Source organism: Bacillus sp. UNC438CL73TsuS30, assembly GCF_000482325.1.
Classification (GTDB): Bacteria; Bacillota; Bacilli; order Bacillales; family Cytobacillaceae; genus Neobacillus.
Genome location: NZ_AXVA01000005.1, coordinates 119,632 through 135,662 on the forward strand (window position 1 = coordinate 119,632; position 16,031 = coordinate 135,662).

The following is a 16,031-nucleotide window of genomic DNA, read 5'->3' on the forward strand; positions in this document are numbered from 1 at the left end:
ACGTAAATTTAACTGGATTGACACAGGTAGGGGGAAAGAATATGAATGGAAAACGCTGGGCAGCACTCGGAATTGCAGCAGCACTATTTTTTGTCTCAGTGGTTATTAACTTTTTATCAGCTTTTGCCTTTAAGGGGATTGAGACGGATATAGGTGAATTTTTATCAACAAGTGAGCAGCCTTTTACTGAAGAGGTAGTTAAAGATGGAAGCGAGCTAAAAAAAATTGCGGTCCTGGATGTGGATGGGGTGATTCAAGATACGGGTGAAACAGCCTCTTTATTACAAAGTTCCGGCTATAACCATCAGGACTTTATGAAAAAATTAAACTTTATCAAAGAGGATGATACCGTCAAGGGCATCATCATAAAGGTCAATTCTCCCGGGGGTGGAGTCGTCGAAAGTGCCGAGATCCATGATAAACTAGCGGAGATTCAAAAAGATACGAAAAAACCGGTCTATATTTCAATGGGGTCAATGGCAGCTTCGGGAGGATATTATATTTCAACAGCAGCTAAAAGGATTTATGCAAGTCCAGAAACACTTACGGGGTCTCTTGGAGTTATTATGGAAGGGATCAATTATGAAGGATTAGCGAAGAAATATGGCGTCGATTTTGTCACGATTAAAAGTGGAAAATATAAAGACATTATGAGTCCAACTAGAAAAATGACCGAGGAAGAGCGGCAAATTCTCCAAAGAATGATTAACAATTCGTATCAGGGATTTGTCAAGGTTATATCTGAGGGCCGCCATTTAAGTATTGACCAGGTAAAAAAGATTGCCGATGGGAGAGTTTATGACGGTCGGCAGGCGAAAGAATTGAATTTAATTGATGGCTATGGATATTTGGATGATGTTATTAAGAAAATGAAAAAGGATGAAAATTTGAAGGGAGCAAAGGTTATTCGCTATTCAGAAGACCTTGGATTTGGTTCATTATTCAGTATGCAGGTTCATAAATGGATGGGAGAAAACGCGGACATGGCCGGAATGTTAAAAATTCTCTCTAAACCCAATTCACCAAGGCTCATGTATCTTTATGCGGAATAGGGGCGAAGTAGATGGAAAGCAATTATAATCAAGAAAACAAAAATCAAATAGAAGATCGTCGCTCCGAAGAAATGATGATACATCAAGAAGAAGAGATTAACAGCGAAAACAAGGTTCAACTAAAAACGGAAACGATAGAAGAATTACCACAATATCCAATTCGATATGCCGGATTTTGGATGCGTTTTTGGGCATATCTACTTGACTTAATTATAGTTGGGAGCCTAGTCAGGCTGTTGATTAAGCCTGTATTTCGCATACTTGACATCTCTTTAGCTGCATTTAATATGTTTGCTCCAATTTCTATTGCTTCTGCGGTTATTTTTTATTTATATTTTGTCTTGATGACGAAATATTTCCAGCAGACACTTGGCAAAATGGTATTTGGGATAAAAGTAGTTGATTTGAATAAGGATCAATTAACTTGGGGAACTGTTTTATTCCGTGAATGGATCGGCCGCTTTATTTCGGCGACAATCATTGTCGGATATGTAATAACTGCCTTTCTCCCGAAAAAGCAAGGATTGCACGATCTCTTTTCAGACACTTCGGTAATCCATATAGAAAAATAATTTTTAAGCCTTTCAACTTTTTGTTGAAGGGTTTATTTTTTTTCCTTAAAGCCATACTAATAGGCTGAAAGGCTGTGAATAAAATTGATCTGGGTCCTTTTAATCTTTTTGATTCTTTTGCTCTTATTCTTACTAATTATTTTTACAAAGCTGACCATTACAGTGAATTATTATCACTATAACGACAATGATGACTTTAAGATTGAGTTCAGGATTTGGTTTGGCCTAATTAAATTTAAAAAACATATTCCATTGATTAAAGTCGATGATAATTCACCAAGTATTGTTGTCAAAGGGAAAAAGAAAAAAGACCATTCTTCTAAAAAGTCCTCAAATGAAGAGGTACATCAAATTACCCCCGATGATATGATGACGAATTATAAAAATACAAGAGAAATCCTTAACCATATAATTGGTATGCATGTAATCATCCGTAAGTTTTTTAGGAAGGTCTCTATAAAACAATTTGAATGGCATACGATGTTTGGGGTCGGGGATGCCGCACATACAGGAGTATTATGTGGAGGACTTTGGACGATTAAAGGGGGGATTGTCGGTTTACTAAGTAACTATTTTAATTTAAAAGAAATGCCTATTTTACAGGTTACACCACACTTTCAAGCAACCGTTATTCAAACACAATTTTCATGTATGTTTCAGTTTCGAATCGGGCAAGCTATTTTAGCAGGATTAAAACTAATAAAATTCTGGAAGGGCGGACGCCCAAAATTAAAATCAAACACTAATTTTTCAAAGGAAAAAACTAAATCCGTTTGAAAGAGGAGGAAACTACGATGTCTGACCATCCAATTCAAGGTTTGATGACAACGGCAATGGAAAGCTTAAAAGAAATGATTGATGTGAATACAATTATCGGGGATCCTGTTGAAACCCCGGATGGAAGTGTTATTTTAACAGTTTCAAAGGTTGGTTTTGGATTTGCGGCCGGTGGAAGTGAATTTAAAGGCGGCGGCGGAGGTCAACAGGGTCAGGCGCAAAATCAGGGCCAGAATCAAGGGCAAAGCCAAAATCAGTCAAGCCTCCCATTCGGTGGAGGAAGTGGAGCCGGGGTTTCTATTACACCTATTGCCTTTTTGATTGTAAATTCTCAAGGCGTGAAAATGCTCCATTTAGACGAAAGCACTCATTTGTACGAGAAAATATTAGAACTGGCACCACAGGCTGTGGATAAAATCCAGCAAATGTTTTCGAAAAGGGATCACCAACAATCAGGCAACCTGCAAAATAGCCATCAGTCTCAAGAAAAACATGATCTTGATTTATAATGAAAAGGTTAATCTTCCAAGAAAAGGAGGATTAACTTTTTTCATGGTTAGGTTTTCAGGTTGAAATAATTGCAAAAAAGATTCTGAAAAGATATATTTACACTGTACATATTAGCGGTATGACATTAAATTGCCGCTCAATTTGATAAAAACAAAGGAGGATGTAAATATGGCAAACGTGACATTTGGCGGTAAGGCGGTAACATTATTAGGCAGTGAGGTAAAGGTAGGGGAAAAGGCACCTAATTTTACTGTGCTCGCAAACGATCGTTCAGAGGTTACTTTAAATGATACAAAGGGACAGGTGCGTTTAATTACTTCTGTACCTTCTTTGGATACAGGTGTATGTGATGCAGAAACACGTCGTTTTAACGAGGAAGCAAACAATTTAGGGAATGTAAAAATCCTAACAATCAGCTGTGATCTTCCATTTGCACAAAAGCGCTGGTGTGGAGCGAACGGAATCGAGAACGTACAGACATTATCCGATCATCGTGACCTTTCTTTCGGTGAAGCATATGGTGTTGCTATGCAAGAACATAGATTATTAGCACGTGCAGTGTTCGTGGTTGATTCCAGTGATACTGTGACATATGTTGAATATGTGAGTGAAGCAACTCATCATCCTAATTATGAAGCAGCAATCGAAGCAGCTAAAAGTGCGAAATAATTAAATGTAGAGGAGGCCTCGTCAATGGCGGGGTCTTTTTTGATTATATGGAGGTTATAGGATGAAAGTTTCTCCAGTTGAAGAGCTTTTTACGGTATTCAATCAAACGGCACTTGTGATTCAAGAAGAATTGGAATGCAGCTTTTTAGAGGCATTGGCTGAAACAGGGGAGAACCTTTTTCACGGTTCTATCCTTCAGGAGGAGTTAAGTGAATTAACCGTAAAAAGACTAAAAAAACATTATGAAGAAATTCAGATAAATAATTATTCAAATGAAGAAATTCGAAAAGCGTACCAGCTTGTGATTTTAAAAGGGATGCAGGAAAATGTGCAGCCAAATCATCAAATGACGCCTGATTCGATTGGTATGCTCATTGGTTATTTAGTTCAAAAGTTTGGCGTGCAACCATCAATGCGCTTGCTTGATCTGGCAATTGGAACAGGTAATTTATTAACGACTGTATTAAACCATTTACAAAAGGAAGTGGTTTCCATCGGCGTTGAGGTTGATGACCTTTTAATAAGGCTGGCTTATGTGAATGCGAATTTGCAACAGCATCCCGTAGAGCTTTTCAATCAGGATAGCCTTGAGCCATTATTTATTGATCCAGTTGATGTGGTAATAGGAGATTTACCTGTTGGGTACTATCCGAATGATGTTCGGGCCGCCGACTATCAATTACAGGCAAAAGAAGGGCATTCCTTTTCACACCATCTTTTTATTGAACAAAGTGTCAAGCACACAAAACCAGGCGGGTATCTCTTTTTCCTTGTGCCAAATACACTTTTTGAAAGTGACCAGGCAGGAGGGCTTCACGAATTTATAAAGGAACATGTAATTATACAAGGGTTCCTTCAATTACCAAATAGTATCTTTAAAAATAAGAGTACGGCAAAAAGTATTTTAGTTTTGCAGAAGAAGGGTGAGGAAGTAAAGCCTCCAAAGCAGGCTTTACTTGTTAATCTGCCAAGTCTGTCAAATGCTGCAGAAATGGATAAAATCTTATTAAAAATGGACAAATGGTTCCAAGAGAATAAACCAAAAAACCGATAAAATATCGGTTTTTTGTTTTTTATTAATAGTACAAAAAATTTGAATAAAATTATATTTTAGATGTAACCGCTGACACTTAAATTACTCCTTGAAATGTGACAAATCGAGTGTTTAAATGAGTAATTGAGAGATATATTCAATTTCGGTTTGCAAAGGTTAAAGATGTGCGAAAAGAGTCCTTTAAAACCGATGTTTTTATATAGAAGGAGCTGTAGCAAAATGTCTAATATTATTGCAATCAATGCCGGCAGTTCATCCTTAAAGTTTCAATTATTTGAAATGCCAAGTGAGAATGTTATTACAAAAGGGTTAATTGAAAGAATCGGCTTAAAAGATTCTATTTTTAATATCACAGCACATGGAGAAAAAATTCAAGAAATCATAGATATTCCGAATCATGACGTAGCAGTTAAGATGCTTCTAGATAAACTAACAACGCTCGGAATCATTCAATCATTAAACGAAATTGAAGGAATAGGACATCGTGTAGTGCATGGAGGGGAAACCTTTAATGATTCTGTCCTAATTACGGATGAAGTTTTGGCTAAAATAGAAGAACTATCGGAATTAGCACCTTTACACAATCCGGCAAATATTACGGGTATTAGAGCTTTTCAAGCGGTATTGCCAAACGTCCCGGCAGTTGCTGTCTTTGACACAGCCTTCCATCAAACAATGCCTGAAAGCTCTTTTTTATATAGCCTTCCATATGAATACTACAAAAATTATGGGATTCGAAAATATGGTTTCCATGGTACGTCCCATAAATATGTTTCACAGCGTGCCGCTGAGCTATTAGGTCGTCCAGTTGAACAACTGCGCCTTATATCCTGCCACTTAGGGAATGGAGCAAGTATTGCGGCTATTGAAGGCGGTAAATCAATAGACACTTCAATGGGCTTTACGCCACTTGCAGGAGTTACAATGGGTACGCGTTCAGGAAATATTGACCCTGCGTTGATTCCATATATTATGGAAAAAACGAATAAAACGGCTGAGGAAGTTCTTGATATTTTAAATAAAAAGAGTGGAATGCTGGCTGTTTCTGGTTTTTCAAGTGACCTAAGGGATATTGAAATTCAAGCGAAACAAGGAAATGCCCGGGCAAAACTTGCATTAGATGTATTCGCAAACAGAATTCATAAATACATTGGTTCCTATGCTTCCCGTATGTATGGTGTGGATGCGATTATTTTTACTGCGGGAATCGGCGAAAACAGCGATGTGATTAGAGAAAATGTTCTTAAAGGGTTAGAATTCATGGGAGTTTACTGGGATCCTGCCCTTAATAAGGTTAGAGGAGAAGAAGCCTTCATTAATTATCCTCACTCACCTGTTAAAGTAATGATCATCCCGACAAACGAAGAAGTAATGATTGCCCGCGACGTCGTTCGTTTGGCAAATTAGGACTTAATTTAAAAAGCAAAGTCTCTCTAAAGGGATTTTGCTTTTTTTAATCCTTCCGTTTCTTTATGCTATACTTAAAGAAAGAATTGGAAACAGGAGGAGTGTTTTCATGCCGCTCTCAGACAGGGAGAAAAACGTCTTGAAGGAAATAAGGGAATGGGAAAATCATTTATTCAGTTATGAAGTAAATGACTTTCAATTGACCTATGAAAAATACTTAGAGCGTTCCTTTTTACTTTTACCCAAAACGGTTCAAAAAAAGTTTTTTCTATTAGTCGACAACTGGTTGTTTCACTTACATGGCATGATTCAGGGTTCCCAGCTTCAGATGGATGCGAAGGAACGAATTCTTTCATCCGGAAGGATTTTTTACAAGGAGTTAGAAAAAATAGATGATCTAAAAAAATTAGATATCAATCAACTGCAATACATAGCCCAGCAACAAATTGCCAAGCATCGACTGTATTCCTTTGCACAAGGGGGACTCTCGGGAACAGGCGGAACTCTGCTTTTGGGAATGGATATCCCGGCAATGGCTGTGATTAATCTACGAGCTGTGCAATTAATTGCCATGACTTATGGATTTGAGGTCAATACTCCTTTTGAAATGATGACTTCACTGAAGGTTTTTCATACTGCTACACTCCCTCCTAGAATTCAGAAGGATGGATGGACGGCGCTCATGAATGAATTAGACGGAAACGATGATTTTTATTTCTATCAAGGGACTGAAGAAATAACGGATATTACCTGGCTGGAGCAGCCTGTCCAACAGCTGTTAAAGGCAATGGTTATTGCTTTATTTCGAAAAAAATTGATTCAAGGCATTCCGCTTGTCAGCATGGCGATTGGGGCAGGGGCAAATTATCAGTTAACAAGGAAAGTTACGGAAGTTGCTCACAAATATTATCAGCTTCGTTATTTAAAAGAAAAAGAGGAGTATCCGGATGAGTACGAAAGAGCATAAAAAAGAAGCTCCAAAAACCGTTCATTGTAAAGTAATTACGGTTAGTGATACACGAAATGAAGAAAGTGACAAAAGCGGGAGATTGATGATTGACCTCCTAGAGCAAGCAGGTCATAAGATCCTTGATTATTGTATAGTAAAAGATGAAAAGTCCTCTATTCAAGAAGAAATTTTAAAGGGCTGTGAACGAGAGGATATCGAGATTATTCTCACCAATGGAGGCACAGGAATTGCCAAACGGGATGTGACGATTGAGACCGTCCAAGAGCTAATAGAAAAAGAAATTGTTGGGTTTGGGGAATTGTTTAGAATGTTAAGTTACCAGGTAGATATAGGATCTGCAGCCATACTTTCACGAGCTATTGCAGGGGTTGTGAAAGATAAAGCTGTTTTTTCTACCCCGGGCTCTTCTGGTGCCGTAAAGCTGGCGATGGAAAAACTCATTCTTCCGGAAATAGGGCATGTGGTAAGAGAATTGAAAAAGGATTTGAAATAAAAAGGCTCCCAAAGCGGGAGCTCTTTTTAATGGTGCATTTTTACTGAAACAGTTTGATTTGCGCGATACCAAATCCATAAATCATTAATAATGGAAGCGAGATCCGCGATTTCGCTGTTTAGTTCACAGGAACGAGGGAAGTCGCTTTCATCTGAAAGTTGTGTTTGTTTTTGATTAATCGTATGTTCAAGTTCTGCAATTCGGTCGGGAATGGTGCCGCGAATTTGCTCCCAATAGAACAAGATAGCAGCCTGGGTCTGGCGGGAATATTGTTCCCAATCTAGTTGAATGTCAGGGAGTTGAATTCCCAGCCGTTGATCGAAAGAAAAATGTTCTTCCATACATTTGCCTCCACATGTATAGTTTTTTTCATTTTACTACACATCATCAGAGCTTTCACTGGAAAACTATTAATCTTAAAAGATAAATATAAAAACCTTCGCACATGACGATAGCTTTTGTGTTTTTTATTTGGCCCATAATTCATCATTTGTTTACCTTATTTATGCAACAATTGGAAATGTATAGATGTGCCAATTTTTCGAACAATAATGAGGTATTCATTATTGAAGGGGGCAGGCACATGAGCAAGCGTAATCCAAATAGCCAAAATGTTTTTGAGTTTGATGAACAGGGGACAAATGAGGTAAGCGAGCAAATCTTGAATTCGTATAATAGCGGATTTATCGGAGAGGGAAGCGAGCAGACTGAAAGCAGCAGTACAGAAGGTTAGGCAGGGGAGGAAGGCTGTCCGAATGAGGGCAGTCTTTTTCTTTTTTTATTCTATTTTCAATAAATCAATGCAATCTATATTGATAACAGGCTTTGACATTATTAAGCTTATGGGTGGATATAATAGTAAATATGGATGATTAAAATGGAGGTAAGGATATGCGGATTGGAGTACCTAAAGAGATAAAAAACAACGAAAATCGTGTAGCGATGACACCTGCCGGGGTAGTAAACCTATTAAAATTTGGTCATGAAGTTTATATTGAAAAAGGAGCCGGGCATGGATCTGGTTTTTCTGATGAGGATTATGCTTCGACTGGGGCAAAGATAGTAGATTCCGCCGGAGAAGCTTGGTCGATGGAAATGGTTATGAAGGTGAAGGAACCACTCCCAAGTGAGTACTCCTATTTTCGTGAAGGGCTAATATTATTTACATATTTACATTTAGCCCCTGAACCGGAATTAACCAAAGCTCTCATTGATAACAAAGTGGTTGGAATTGCCTATGAAACCGTTCAGCTAACAAATAGAAGTTTGCCATTATTGACTCCTATGAGTGAAGTAGCTGGTAGAATGGCAGCGCAAATTGGTGCTCAGTTCCTTGAAAAGGTTCATGGCGGTAAAGGAATATTGCTTTCCGGAGTGCCGGGGGTTCATCGCGGAATTGTGACAATTATCGGTGGCGGGGTTGCCGGTACCAATGCAGCCAAAATGGCCATTGGGTTAGGTGCGAAGGTTACGATTATTGATTTGAACCCCGACAGGCTCCGTCAATTGGATGATATTTTTGGTTCGGACGTGACTACATTAATGTCTAACCATTATAATATTGCGGAAGCTGTTAAGGAATCAGATCTTGTAATTGGAGCTGTCTTAATCCCGGGAGCAAAAGCACCGAAGCTTGTCACGGAAGAAATGATTCAGTCAATGAAACCGGGCGGTGTTGTCGTCGATATCGCCATTGATCAGGGTGGTATTTTTGAAACAACGGACCGGATTACGACACATGATAATCCAACCTATGTAAAGCATGGGGTGGTTCATTATGCTGTAGCAAACATGCCAGGGGCTGTTCCGCGCACCTCCACCATTGCTTTAACAAATGTAACGGTTCCGTATGCATTAGACATTGCGAATAAGGGATATAAAGCTGCTTGCCTTAAAAATGATGCATTGTTAAAAGGAATTAATACACTTGGCGGCTATGTAACCTACGAGGCAGTAGCAGAAGCACATGGTCTTCAATTTAAAGATACAAAGACATTGTTAGAAAAGGTGTAAGGTATATAACAAAACCAGCTTCAATTCGAAGCTGGTTTTTAGTTACTAATATGTAGCCGCATTTGCCGTATTCATATAAGAAAGTTTTAAACCACCACTCCTCAAAGTGGGTGTTCGCAGAAACCTTCCTGCCTGTCCTCCATGTCTTATAGACAGAGGCATGTCATTTCAGTTTCAATGTTAAAACTCCCTTTTACAGCTTAAAGGTTAAAACTTTATTATCATTACGTACAATGCAGCTTGTATTATTATTTTACTGCAGATTACTCGATTGTTCAATAGATAAAAATTCCATTTGGTTATTTAATAATTTGTAATTCTTTCGGGAAGTTTGTTAATACTTTAGCACCGTCGGCAGTAATAAAGAGATCATCCTCAATTCGGACCCCAGCTACCTCCGGTACATAAATTCCTGGTTCAATTGTGTATACCATGCCTTCTTCGATGACCAACTGATTTGTTTCAGTCATGGAAGGATATTCATGAACACTAATTCCAAGTCCATGTCCTAAACGGTGTGGAAAATATTCTCCATATCCTGCATCAGCAATAATTCTGCGGGCGGTTAGGTCAACCTCTGCTGCTGTCACACCAGGCTTACTAGCCTCAATTGCGGCAAGCTGCGCTTTTAAGACAGTGTCATAAATTTCTTTTTGCTTATCATTAATGTCTCCATATGCAACGGTTCTAGTGATATCAGAGCAATAGCGATCAACGACAACACCGAGGTCAAATAAAACCAAATCGCCTTTTTTAATTTTTGTTAAGCCCGGGTTGCCATGCGGTGATGCAGCGTTTGCACCAGTTAAAACCATCGTTGCAAAGGACATTTCGGTAACGCCCTTTTGTTTTAATGCATATTCGACTGCATTAAGAACATCTAATTCTGTTTTGCCTTCTTTGATTTCACTTGCACCGAATTCGACAGCGTAGTCTGCGAGTGCACAAGCCTCCTCGATAACTTTTAATTCTTTAGCATCCTTAATCATCCGAAGAATACGTAATTTTTCTTCAGCAGAAATAAAAGCAGCTTTTGGGAAAAGGCTCGATAGTTGTTCGTACCGTTCCACATTCATATGTTCTTTTTCAATCGCTGTTTTCGATACAATTCTGATTCTTTTTTGAATAGAGCTTTGAATCATTTCCCAAGGATTTTCGATGTCGCTATATCCAATGATTTCATGGTCCCATCCGGAGCGTTTCGCATCATGAACTTCCATGGCCGGACAAACAAGAAATGGTTCCTCTTGTTGAAAAACAACAAGTGCCAGCAGGCGTTCATGCGGATTCGTAAAATATCCGCTTAGGTAAAAAACATTTTCTGAAGAGGTGATGAAGCTTACTTCGATTTCATTTTCTTTCATCCAAGCTTGAAGCTTTTCTACACGTTGATTCATGTTAGTTCCCCCTTAAAAATCATTTCCACTTCTGAGATTATCAATTTAATGCCTGAATGTAAACAAACTGGGCTTTAGAAGTGATAGTTTATTATAGAACTGTTCAGTTCAGTTTTTTGCTAAAAGTCTGATCTTTTGGGTAAAGTTATTTTGTGAGGAAGGAATTCCTAATTTTTGCATGGAAGTAATTATAAAACTATTTATTGAGAGGAGTTAAAACAATGAAAATTTCTTATCATGGCCATTCCATTGTGCAAATTCAAACGGAAGGGAAAACAATTTTAATTGACCCGTTCATTCGAGGAAACTCTCTAACGGATTTAAATGTGGAAGAGGTAAATCCGGATGTTATTCTCTTAACACATGGTCATAACGATCATGTCGGCGATACGGTTGAAATTGCAAAAAGAACCGGTGCCCTTGTTGTTGCCAACGCTGACCTAACCACTTATCTCAGCTGGCAAGGAGTTCAAACCCATGGGATGAATATAGGCGGTGCCTATCAATTTGATTTTGGAAAGGTCAAACTGACACAGGCTTTTCATGGATCAGGTTATGCAACTGTTAACAATGAGATCGTGTACTGCGGCATGCCAACGGGTATTTTGTTTAGCAATGAAGGGAAAACAATTTACCATGCCGGTGATACAGGTCTTTTCTCCGATATGAAATTAATTGGTGAGCGTCATCCAATTGATGTTGCCTTTCTGCCAATCGGTGATAATTTTACGATGGGCGCGGAGGATGCGGCCTATGCTGCCAAATTATTAAATGCGAAAACAGTTGTGCCGATTCATTTTAATACCTTCCCGCCAATTAAGCAGGACCCGAATAAATTTATTGAACTACTTGAGGAACAAAATGGTAAAGTTCTTCAGCCAGGAGAAGCTATAGAATTATAAAGAATTGAGGTATTTGTCTACTTTTTTTCTTCCTTCTAGCATAAAAATGAAACAAGCAGTTTTTAAGGGAGGAAAAAATGTGAAGAAAAACAGATATTTATTATGCCTTTTACTTTGCGGAGCAATGCTTTATTATGCAGTGCCTCAATTATCGGTAACCGCACCGGGGCAGAAAGGGATTTTTTCTTTAGCGTGGCTCGCCTTTGCTCTAATGGTGATTGCCGGTAATTTAACGGGAATTCTTTATAGCCCGAAAAAAGCAGCTCAAAAACATCAACCAAATCGCAGTAAAAGAAAATCCCGCATGTTTCATTAAAGAGTATAAGAAAGGCTCCGGTACAACCAATACCGGAGCTTTTTCGTAATAATGTAACAATCCTCATGTCTAGCTCCAACGCCTAGCCCCTCGAGTCGCTTCGGTCCTGACGATGAAGTCAAAGAACGACTTCACCGTCAGGACCTCCAGCGCTTTTCGGGGCTAAACAAGGCGTTTCCGCTTTTCTTATTGTTTCAAGGCTTTTTTAACTCTATAATTAAATTTACAACGAATCCGGAAAGTCATTGCTGGATGAATGGGAATTTAAAATAAAGGGTGACGGTCTTGGCTACAAAACATGAACAAATTTTACAATATATTGATACACTTCCTGTAGGCGAAAAAATCTCTGTCCGCCAAATCGCAAAGGCGATGAATGTCAGCGAAGGCACAGCCTATCGAGCCATTAAGGAAGCAGAAAATAAAGGATATGTCAGCACCATTGAACGTGTTGGGACCATTAGAATAGAGCGGAAGAAAAAAGAAAACATTGAAAAACTTACCTTCGCCGAGGTTGTAAATATTGTGGATGGTCAAGTTTTAGGGGGAAGAACGGGTCTCCATAAAACACTAAATAAATTCGTCATTGGGGCAATGAAATTAGAGGCAATGATGCGCTATACCGAAGCGGGCAACCTATTAATCGTCGGTAACCGGACACAGGCTCATGAACTTGCCTTGAAAGAAGGAGCGGCAGTCCTAATAACTGGAGGATTTGATGCCGAGGACCAAATCAAAAAACTTGCAGATAGTCTAGAATTGCCAGTCATCTCAACGAGCTATGACACGTTTACTGTAGCAACGATGATTAACCGTGCCATTTATGACCAATTAATAAAAAAAGAAATCATCTTGGTGGAAGATATATTAACTCCTTTGTCTGAAACATTCTTTCTAAAAACAACAGATAAGGTTTCAAAATGGCATGAATTAAATCAACAAACCACCCACAGCCGTTATCCGGTTGTAGACCATAATATGAAGGTACAAGGGATGGTTACCTCAAAGGATATATTAGGGCAGGATTTTGAAACAACTATTGATAAGATTATGACGAAAAATCCAATGACTGTAAGCGGAAAAACAAGTGTTGCTTCCACAGCTCATATGATGGTGTGGGAGGGAATAGAGGTTCTTCCGGTGGCAGATGATTCGAACCGTTTAGAAGGAATTATCAGCAGGCAGGATGTCTTAAAAACGCTGCAAATGAATCAACGGCAGCCCCAAGTCGGTGAAACGATTGATGATATCGTAACCAACCAGATGGAATTAATTCAAGGGAAGGCAAAAGGGGAAGAGGTTTATTCCTGTGAAGTCAGCCCGCAAATGACGAATCATCTTGGAACCATTTCCTATGGTGTCTTCACCACGATTGTCTCTGATGCGGCAAATCGAATTTTACGAAGCTATAAAAAAGGAGATCTTGTCGTCGAAAATATGACCATCTATTTTCTTAAACCCGTTCAAATGGAAAGTACACTAGAAATTTATCCAAAAGTGCTTGAAGTAGGGCGGAAGTTCGGTAAGGTAGACGTTGAGGTATTTAATGACGGCATATTGGTCGGGAAAGCGATGATGATGTGTCAGCTGATTGATCGAACCTAAAACAATAAGAAAGCCGCTCCTGGATTAATGGAGCGGCCTTTCATTTATTTAGTGTCTTTTTAGGGTCTCGGCTTCTTTAACAGCAAATGGCAGATAATGTTTATAAGCTTTATATCCTGTCCATGAGCTTATGCCGCCAATGATAATAAAAACGGCAGCAACAATAATGGTAACGGTTGTCTGCGATAAATATACAGTATTAATGCCGAAAAAGAAGACAAAAAGACCAAGGGCAATACTCGATTTAGCCGAAAGCCATTTCTTTTCAGCAGGACGGTTGCTTCTAAAGTACTTTGTTTTATAAAATAAGTATAGTACAAATAATAGGACAATTAAAATAACGAGTACTGACATTTTTAGCTCCTCCGAACTTTTAAAAAATCATCTACTATTGTACAGGTTATCATCAAAAAATGCCAGAACCGGTTCAAAATGAACAGAAAAAGGAGACGCCATGCAGGAAAAAATCTTAGAAACAATTAAAAAATATGAAACCATTATTGTTCATCGCCATGTTCGTCCAGACCCTGATGCATATGGTTCCCAATGCGGACTTGTCGAAATGTTGAGAGCTTCTTTTCCGGAGAAAAAGATTTATGCAGTGGGCCGCGAAGAACCATCCCTTCATTTTATGCAGCGATTGGATACCATCGAGGATGCAGTTTATACCGGTGCACTTGTGATTGTGTGTGATACAGCTAACACGGATAGAATTTGCGACAGCCGGTATACTTTAGGAGATATGCTGATAAAAATTGATCACCATCCAAACGAAGACCCGTATGGAGACCTTTTATGGGTGGATACGAGTGCAAGCTCATGCAGTGAAATGATTTATGATTTCTATTTATTTGGGAAAGAGCAAGGTCTGAAAATGAACGATAAAGCAGCAAGACTCTTGTATGGAGGGATTGTTGGCGATACTGGCAGATTTCTTTATCCAAGTACAACAGAAAAGACTTTTTCACATGCAGGAGAATTAATCCAATATAATTTTTCACGAACAGAAATCTATGACAAGATGTATGAGCTGGATTTAAATATCATTAAGTTAAATGGCTATATTTTACAGAACTTTGAGCTGCAGGAATATGGAGTGGCCTCGGTTATTCTTTCAAAGGAGCTTTTAGAGGAATTTGGGGCGAAGCCGCCGGAAGCTTCCTTATTAGTTAGTACATTAGGGGATGTTAAAGGAATCACAGCCTGGGTCTTTTTCATTGAAGAAGATGACCAAATTAGGCTTCGCCTCCGCTCAAAAGGACCGGTAATTAATGGAGTAGCGCGCAAGTTTAAAGGCGGAGGCCATCCCCTTGCTGCAGGTGCATCCATTCATTCCTGGGATGAAGTGGAATTAGTTTTAAACGAACTACGCAAGGTTTGCAAATCACACTCCTAATCATTAAAATTAATAAAAATTCGGCCCTTTATTGTTAGGGCCGAATATTATTCATCAAAATTAATTTCAAGCTCAATGGAAAGAGTGGTATAAACAATCATTTCTTTCACTTCCAGCTTGTATCTTTTATTGTTAATTTTCACTCTTTTATTTTCAATGATTTTTTTAATCAAATCCTTACTTTTATAAACGGTTTCGAGGTCCTTGGCCAGCATCATGCTAATATCGTCCTTTACGGACTCCTCTGTTTCAAATGTACTAAGCTGATCAAGCTTATATTTCTCCCAATTTGTAATCCGAACATTTATTTTTTGAACTGTAATTTGTTCAATATTGCGTTTATTACTCTCTTTATATTCCTGCTGCCAAATATTAATATCCTTTTTCAATTCTAGGATTTCATCTTCCTGAAGACGGATTTTATGCGTATGCTTTTCTTGCCATACCCCAAAAATATATAAAAAAATGACCCAACTAATTGCACCGCCAACAGCCATTCCGGAAAAAAATCTTTGCCATGCGGGCCTTCTATAGTAAGGCGGGATTCTCATGATAAATGCTCCTGTGTCAACCAATTGATTAGCAGAGCACCTGTTTGGGCACCGCCAAGTGCGGAAAGAATTAAGAGGATCTGTTTAAATACATCCTTTGTCTCAGCATTAAAAATTCCTCTCTCAAAGCTGTACACAGCATCAAAGGTCCCGCCAATCGCTGCTACAATTGCCCAAATTCGAAGGGCTGAAGACAAACGAGCAACGGCTGTCAGAGGAGGCTGTCCAGTTAGGAAAGAAGCAATTCCCCCGATTAATGACCCGCCAAGTAAAACGCCTAAGGCAATAAAGTAGCTTTCGATAAAAGTAGGAAAAAAGCCAATCTCTTTCATGTTTTCAACCGCCCT

The 16,031-nt window shown here is 38.8% G+C and carries 20 protein-coding genes and 1 other RNA gene; 15 read left to right on the top strand and 6 right to left on the bottom strand.

Annotation, left to right across the window (positions count from 1 at the left end):
- Nucleotides 1-41: 41 nt before the first annotated feature.
- The 9 genes from sppA (at nt 42) to M028_RS0100750 (ending at nt 7,504) form a co-directional block, all read left to right on the top strand.
- Nucleotides 42-1,052, top strand: a complete 1,011-nt coding sequence (gene sppA / locus M028_RS0100710) for a signal peptide peptidase SppA (RefSeq protein ID WP_026572186.1) — start codon at nt 42-44, stop codon at nt 1,050-1,052.
- Between the two features lie 11 nt (nt 1,053-1,063).
- Nucleotides 1,064-1,624, top strand: a complete 561-nt coding sequence (locus M028_RS0100715; protein ID WP_081810612.1) for an RDD family protein — start codon at nt 1,064-1,066, stop codon at nt 1,622-1,624.
- Between the two features lie 84 nt (nt 1,625-1,708).
- Nucleotides 1,709-2,401, top strand: coding sequence for a DUF2953 domain-containing protein (locus M028_RS0100720; RefSeq protein ID WP_026572188.1), 693 nt, complete (start codon nt 1,709-1,711; stop codon nt 2,399-2,401).
- Nucleotides 2,402-2,418: 17 nt separating this feature from the next.
- Nucleotides 2,419-2,910: a GerW family sporulation protein gene (ytfJ, locus tag M028_RS0100725; protein ID WP_026572189.1), complete on the top strand. Its 492-nt coding sequence runs from the start codon at nt 2,419-2,421 to the stop codon at nt 2,908-2,910.
- A 169-nt stretch (nt 2,911-3,079) separates the two neighbouring features.
- Nucleotides 3,080-3,580 (top strand): thiol peroxidase, encoded by a 501-nt coding sequence (gene tpx / locus M028_RS0100730; protein ID WP_026572190.1) that lies wholly within the window; start codon nt 3,080-3,082, stop codon nt 3,578-3,580.
- A 61-nt stretch (nt 3,581-3,641) separates the two neighbouring features.
- The gene (locus M028_RS0100735) at nt 3,642-4,634 is read left to right on the top strand and encodes a class I SAM-dependent methyltransferase (RefSeq protein ID WP_026572191.1); all 993 of its coding nucleotides are present in this window, start codon (nt 3,642-3,644) and stop codon (nt 4,632-4,634) included.
- Nucleotides 4,635-4,853: 219 nt separating this feature from the next.
- Nucleotides 4,854-6,041 (top strand): acetate kinase, encoded by a 1,188-nt coding sequence (locus M028_RS0100740; RefSeq protein ID WP_026572192.1) that lies wholly within the window; start codon nt 4,854-4,856, stop codon nt 6,039-6,041.
- A 109-nt stretch (nt 6,042-6,150) separates the two neighbouring features.
- On the top strand, nt 6,151-7,008 hold the full coding sequence (locus M028_RS0100745) for an EcsC family protein (RefSeq protein ID WP_026572193.1): 858 nt from the start codon (nt 6,151-6,153) through the stop codon (nt 7,006-7,008).
- Nucleotides 6,989-7,504 carry a MogA/MoaB family molybdenum cofactor biosynthesis protein gene (locus M028_RS0100750; RefSeq protein ID WP_026572194.1) on the top strand — a complete coding sequence of 172 codons (516 nt, stop codon included), beginning with the start codon at nt 6,989-6,991 and terminating at the stop codon, nt 7,502-7,504. The genes M028_RS0100745 and M028_RS0100750 overlap by 20 nt, the downstream gene beginning before the upstream one ends.
- 26 nt (nt 7,505-7,530) lie before the next feature.
- Here M028_RS0100750 and M028_RS0100755 read toward each other — a convergent pair whose 3' ends face one another.
- Nucleotides 7,531-7,845 (bottom strand): hypothetical protein, encoded by a 315-nt coding sequence (locus M028_RS0100755; RefSeq protein ID WP_026572195.1) that lies wholly within the window; start codon nt 7,843-7,845, stop codon nt 7,531-7,533.
- 242 nt (nt 7,846-8,087) lie between these two features.
- Between M028_RS0100755 and M028_RS33240 the strand changes: the two genes are divergently transcribed.
- Together M028_RS33240 and ald are read left to right on the top strand one after the other, a co-directional pair.
- Nucleotides 8,088-8,237, top strand: a complete 150-nt coding sequence (locus tag M028_RS33240) for a hypothetical protein (protein WP_197031355.1) — start codon at nt 8,088-8,090, stop codon at nt 8,235-8,237.
- Between the two features lie 158 nt (nt 8,238-8,395).
- A complete protein-coding gene (gene ald, locus M028_RS0100770; protein WP_026572196.1) occupies nt 8,396-9,517 on the top strand; it encodes an alanine dehydrogenase in 1,122 nt (373 codons plus the stop codon).
- Between the two features lie 49 nt (nt 9,518-9,566).
- On the opposite strand, the gene ssrS is transcribed toward ald, so the two are convergent.
- Nucleotides 9,567-9,762: non-coding RNA, 6S RNA (ssrS, locus tag M028_RS31770), on the bottom strand.
- 54 nt (nt 9,763-9,816) lie between these two features.
- Entirely contained in the window at nt 9,817-10,914 is a 1,098-nt protein-coding gene (locus M028_RS0100775) for a M24 family metallopeptidase (protein WP_026572197.1), read from the bottom strand.
- Between the two features lie 221 nt (nt 10,915-11,135).
- Between M028_RS0100775 and M028_RS0100780 the strand changes: the two genes are divergently transcribed.
- The 3 genes from M028_RS0100780 (at nt 11,136) to M028_RS0100790 (ending at nt 13,737) form a co-directional block, all read left to right on the top strand.
- Nucleotides 11,136-11,816, top strand: a complete 681-nt coding sequence (locus M028_RS0100780) for a metal-dependent hydrolase (protein WP_026572198.1) — start codon at nt 11,136-11,138, stop codon at nt 11,814-11,816.
- Nucleotides 11,817-11,895: 79 nt separating this feature from the next.
- Nucleotides 11,896-12,132: a hypothetical protein gene (locus M028_RS0100785; protein WP_026572199.1), complete on the top strand. Its 237-nt coding sequence runs from the start codon at nt 11,896-11,898 to the stop codon at nt 12,130-12,132.
- Between the two features lie 285 nt (nt 12,133-12,417).
- Nucleotides 12,418-13,737, top strand: coding sequence for a CBS domain-containing protein (locus M028_RS0100790; protein ID WP_026572200.1), 1,320 nt, complete (start codon nt 12,418-12,420; stop codon nt 13,735-13,737).
- Nucleotides 13,738-13,785: 48 nt separating this feature from the next.
- Here the strand turns inward: M028_RS0100790 and M028_RS0100795 are convergent, their stop codons facing one another.
- On the bottom strand, nt 13,786-14,091 hold the full coding sequence (locus tag M028_RS0100795; RefSeq protein ID WP_026572201.1) for a YtpI family protein: 306 nt from the start codon (nt 14,089-14,091) through the stop codon (nt 13,786-13,788).
- Nucleotides 14,092-14,191: 100 nt separating this feature from the next.
- Between M028_RS0100795 and M028_RS0100800 the strand changes: the two genes are divergently transcribed.
- Nucleotides 14,192-15,133 (top strand): DHH family phosphoesterase, encoded by a 942-nt coding sequence (locus M028_RS0100800; RefSeq protein WP_026572202.1) that lies wholly within the window; start codon nt 14,192-14,194, stop codon nt 15,131-15,133.
- 47 nt (nt 15,134-15,180) lie between these two features.
- On the opposite strand, the gene ytrI is transcribed toward M028_RS0100800, so the two are convergent.
- Complete coding sequence (gene ytrI / locus M028_RS0100805; protein ID WP_026572203.1) at nt 15,181-15,684, bottom strand: sporulation membrane protein YtrI; 504 nt, start codon at nt 15,682-15,684, stop codon at nt 15,181-15,183.
- Nucleotides 15,681-16,016 carry a YtrH family sporulation protein gene (locus M028_RS0100810; RefSeq protein ID WP_026572204.1) on the bottom strand — a complete coding sequence of 112 codons (336 nt, stop codon included), beginning with the start codon at nt 16,014-16,016 and terminating at the stop codon, nt 15,681-15,683. The genes ytrI and M028_RS0100810 overlap by 4 nt, the downstream gene beginning before the upstream one ends.
- Nucleotides 16,017-16,031: the final 15 nt, after the last annotated feature.

What these genes read in the sequence shown, in the direction of transcription:
- sppA (WP_026572186.1), top strand. Translation starts at nt 42, where the DNA reads ATGAATGGAAAACGCTGGGCAGCACTCGGAATTGCAGCAGCACTATTT.
- M028_RS0100715 (WP_081810612.1), top strand. Translation starts at nt 1,064, where the DNA reads ATGGAAAGCAATTATAATCAAGAAAACAAAAATCAAATAGAAGATCGT.
- ytfJ (WP_026572189.1), top strand. Translation starts at nt 2,419, where the DNA reads ATGTCTGACCATCCAATTCAAGGTTTGATGACAACGGCAATGGAAAGC.
- tpx (WP_026572190.1), top strand. Translation starts at nt 3,080, where the DNA reads ATGGCAAACGTGACATTTGGCGGTAAGGCGGTAACATTATTAGGCAGT.
- M028_RS0100735 (WP_026572191.1), top strand. Translation starts at nt 3,642, where the DNA reads ATGAAAGTTTCTCCAGTTGAAGAGCTTTTTACGGTATTCAATCAAACG.
- M028_RS0100740 (WP_026572192.1), top strand. Translation starts at nt 4,854, where the DNA reads ATGTCTAATATTATTGCAATCAATGCCGGCAGTTCATCCTTAAAGTTT.
- M028_RS0100745 (WP_026572193.1), top strand. Translation starts at nt 6,151, where the DNA reads ATGCCGCTCTCAGACAGGGAGAAAAACGTCTTGAAGGAAATAAGGGAA.
- M028_RS0100750 (WP_026572194.1), top strand. Translation starts at nt 6,989, where the DNA reads ATGAGTACGAAAGAGCATAAAAAAGAAGCTCCAAAAACCGTTCATTGT.
- M028_RS0100755 (WP_026572195.1), bottom strand. Translation starts at nt 7,845, where the DNA reads ATGGAAGAACATTTTTCTTTCGATCAACGGCTGGGAATTCAACTCCCT.
- M028_RS33240 (WP_197031355.1), top strand. Translation starts at nt 8,088, where the DNA reads ATGAGCAAGCGTAATCCAAATAGCCAAAATGTTTTTGAGTTTGATGAA.
- ald (WP_026572196.1), top strand. Translation starts at nt 8,396, where the DNA reads ATGCGGATTGGAGTACCTAAAGAGATAAAAAACAACGAAAATCGTGTA.
- M028_RS0100775 (WP_026572197.1), bottom strand. Translation starts at nt 10,914, where the DNA reads ATGAATCAACGTGTAGAAAAGCTTCAAGCTTGGATGAAAGAAAATGAA.
- M028_RS0100780 (WP_026572198.1), top strand. Translation starts at nt 11,136, where the DNA reads ATGAAAATTTCTTATCATGGCCATTCCATTGTGCAAATTCAAACGGAA.
- M028_RS0100795 (WP_026572201.1), bottom strand. Translation starts at nt 14,091, where the DNA reads ATGTCAGTACTCGTTATTTTAATTGTCCTATTATTTGTACTATACTTA.
- M028_RS0100800 (WP_026572202.1), top strand. Translation starts at nt 14,192, where the DNA reads ATGCAGGAAAAAATCTTAGAAACAATTAAAAAATATGAAACCATTATT.
- ytrI (WP_026572203.1), bottom strand. Translation starts at nt 15,684, where the DNA reads ATGAGAATCCCGCCTTACTATAGAAGGCCCGCATGGCAAAGATTTTTT.
- M028_RS0100810 (WP_026572204.1), bottom strand. Translation starts at nt 16,016, where the DNA reads ATGAAAGAGATTGGCTTTTTTCCTACTTTTATCGAAAGCTACTTTATT.